The following is a 3410-nucleotide window of genomic DNA, read 5'->3' as shown; positions in this document are numbered from 1 at the left end:
TGGTGGTGGTTCTGGATCCTGAGGGACACATTTTGCGCTTCAACCGCGCTGCCGAGCAGCTTTCTGGCTACTCGCTGGCAGAGGTCAAGGGCCGGCTGCTATGGGACTTAGGTTTGATCCCACCGGAGGACGTGCCCAGTGTAAAGCAAGCTTTTGAACAGCTCAAGGGCAATCATTCCCTCTTTTTGAATCGCCATGAGAATTTTTGGCGCAGCAAGCAGGGGGCACTGCGGCTTATTTCTTGGTCTAACACCGCCCTAATCAACGCTGCCGGCGAGGTGGAGTTTGTCATGGGCACCGGCATCGACATCACCGACCGCAAGCTGGCGGAGCTGGCCTTGAAAGAAAGCGAAGAGCGCTACCGGGATCTCTTTGAAAATGCCAGCGACCTCATCCAGAGCGTGGATGCTGAAGGGCACTTTTTATATGTCAACCGCGCTTGGAAAGAGACCTTGGGCTATGACGAAGCTCAAGTTTATCAAATGACCCTCTTCGACATTCTCCATCCCGACTGCCGGGAGCACTGCCAGGCTCTTTTCCAGAAGCTTCTATCGGGGGAGAAAGTAGAGAGAGTAGAGACAGCTTTCCTCACGGCCAGCGGTGAAACCGTTTGGGTGGAGGGCAATGTCAACTGCCGCTTTGAAGATGGAGTGATGGTGGCTACGCGGGGCATCTTCCGCAACATTACCGAGCAGAAGAAAGCGGCAGAAGAATTGGAGCGGCAAAACCGCCGGGCTCAGTTGCTGGCGAATCTCAGCCTCAAGATCCGCGAGTCACTGGATATTGCCGAGATTTTAGAAACTGCAGTGGCAGAGATCCAGGCTCTGCTCAAAGCCGACCGGGTTTTGGTCTATCGCTTCCAGCCGGATGGTTCTGGGATCATCTCCAACGAGAAAACTCAGCCGGGGATCCCCTCCTTGATGGGAGAGGTGATCGAGGATCCCTGTTTTCAGGAAAAGTACGCCCAGCTCTACAGCCAGGGCCGCGTTCGCGTTGTTAGCGATGTGGAAAGTGAAGGACTGGAGCCTTGTTACCTAGAGCTGCTGCAAAAAATGCAGGTCAGGGCCAACTTGGTGGTGCCGCTGTTTTTGGAGCAGCAGTTGTGGGGGTTGTTGCTGGCCCACCAGTGCTCTGGCCCGCGTCAGTGGCAGCCGTTTGAGATGGAGCTGCTGTCGCAGTTGGCCAACCAAATTGGCGTTGCCCTCACCCAGGCAGCCCTTTTGGAACGGGAGAGAAAGCGCAGCCTGGAGCTGGAGCAGGCCCGCAAAGCAGCTGAGCAGGCTGCACAGGCCAAAAGCAGCTTCTTGGCCACCATGAGCCACGAGATCCGCACCCCCATGAACGCGGTACTGGGGATGACGGGCCTGCTGCTGGAGACCCCCCTCAATGCAGAACAGCGAGACTTTGTAGAGACCATCCGCATCAGTGGCGATGCCCTGCTCACCCTCATCAACGACATCCTGGACTTCTCCAAATTGGAGGCCGGGGAAATGGAGCTGGAGATCCTGGATTTCGATCTCCGCTCGTGTCTGGAAGAGGTGGCGGATCTGTTTGCCCCCACTGCCCATGCCAAGGGATTGGAGCTGGCGGTGCTTATGCCGCCGGAAGTGCCGCGCTATCTGCGGGGAGATGCTTCGCGTCTGCGGCAAATCCTCAACAACTTGGTGAGCAATGCCATTAAATTTACCCACCAGGGGGAGGTGGTGATCCAAGCGGAGGTGCTGCAAGAAACCGCTACCCATGTCCACCTCAGGCTCTCGGTGAGAGATACCGGGATCGGGATCCCGGCGGCGGCGCAGAGCAAGCTGTTTCAACCGTTTAGCCAGGTGGATGCCTCTACTACCCGCAAATACGGAGGTACGGGACTGGGCTTGGCCATCTGCAAACAACTGACAGAACTGATGGAGGGAACCATCTCGTTGCAAAGCCAGGAGGGACAGGGCAGCACCTTCAGCGTCGAGCTGACCCTGGAGCGGCAGCCCTACGTCCAGCAGCTTGCCCAGCCTTCTGCTCGTGTCCCGGTGGATTTGCAGGGCAAGCGGCTGTTGGTGGTGGACGACAATGCCACCAATCGCAAGATCCTGCGCTGCCAGGCCACGGCTTGGGGAATGGTGGTGGAAGAGGCCGAAAATGCCTATCAGGCCATGGACAAGCTACGCCAAGCCGTTCGGGAAGGCAGACCCTTCCCCCTGGCCGTTTTGGATATGCAAATGCCAGAGGTGGATGGGGAGACCTTGGGCCGCTGGATCAAGGCAGATCCGCAACTGGCCGAGACGCAACTGGTGATGATGACCTCCCTGGGACTGGGGGAGCACTCCCGCCGCGCTGCCGAAATCGGCTTTGCTGCCTACTTGGTTAAGCCGGTAAAACAAAGCCGTCTGCAGGAGGCGTTGGCCATGGCCCTGGGGAAATCTTCTGGCCTCTCCACCTCTCTTTTGGGCATTGGCCCCCCTCTCTCTCAGACGACGCCTATGGCCGACCGACCCCAGCAGTCCCTGCGCATTTTGCTGGCAGAGGATAACCCCGTCAACCAAAAGGTGGCTTTGCGCCAGCTCGAGAGTTTGGGCTACAAGGCCGATGTGGTGGCCAATGGTCAGGAGGTGTTGGATCTCCTGCAGAAGGTCAGCTACGACCTCATTCTTATGGATTGTCAGATGCCGGTGATGGATGGCTACGAGGCCACCCGCCGTATCCGCCAGCAGGAAAGACTGGAGAAGGGATCCCGCCGTCGCGCCGTCATCATCGCCATCACGGCCAACGCCATGCAGGAGGATAGGGAGCGCTGCCTGCAGGCAGGCATGGATGACTATCTCAGCAAGCCGGTGCTGAAGGAAGATTTGGAAAGGGTGCTCAACCACTGGAGCCAGGTGATTGCCCAGTCTGCAGCAGGATCCTCCAATGGATCCGCTTCTAAAGCAGCCTCTCCAGCTTCCCCCGCCGAGAGCCGGGATCCCTCTTCTCCCACCCAGCCCTACCCCATCGACTCTGCCTACCTGGATCAGGTTTCCGGCGGGGATCGCGGGTTTCAGCGAGAGCTATTGCAGGTGTTCATCCAAGATTGCGAAACCCAGCTTCCGCAACTGCGCCAAGCCATTGCCGGTTACGACGCAGAAAGAATGCGGCGGATCGCCCATCGCCTCAAAGGAGCCAGCTCCAACGTGGGAGCTAATGCTTTTTGCCAAGTGGTTCGCGAGCTGGAACACTTAGGAGTGGCGCTGGCCCAGCAGGGATCCCAAGGTGGTCATGACCTAGAATGGGCACGCGCTCTCCAGGCCCCAGAAGACCTAGAACGCATCTTGGCTGATATCCGCCAGTACTTGCAGGATTTGGAAGAGTAGATTCCTAGGGATCCCAAGCCTTCTGCGCTGCTAGCTTTCACTCCCCGCCCCTCTCCCAGTGGAAGAGGAGAG

The 3410-nt window shown here is 58.2% G+C and carries 1 protein-coding gene; it reads left to right on the top strand.

All coding sequences use genetic code 11. From position 1 onward, the window contains the following. The coding region (locus NW834_RS13480) for a PAS domain S-box protein (RefSeq protein WP_414426351.1) at positions 1 to 3338 on the top strand (3338 nt) is incomplete at its 5' end. Positions 3339 to 3410: the final 72 nt, after the last annotated feature.

The sequence above is a fragment of the Synechococcus sp. R60.1 genome (assembly GCF_047461835.1).
Lineage (GTDB): Bacteria > Cyanobacteriota > Cyanobacteriia > Thermostichales > Thermostichaceae > Thermostichus.
This window is presented reverse-complemented; position numbering and strand designations above follow the sequence as displayed.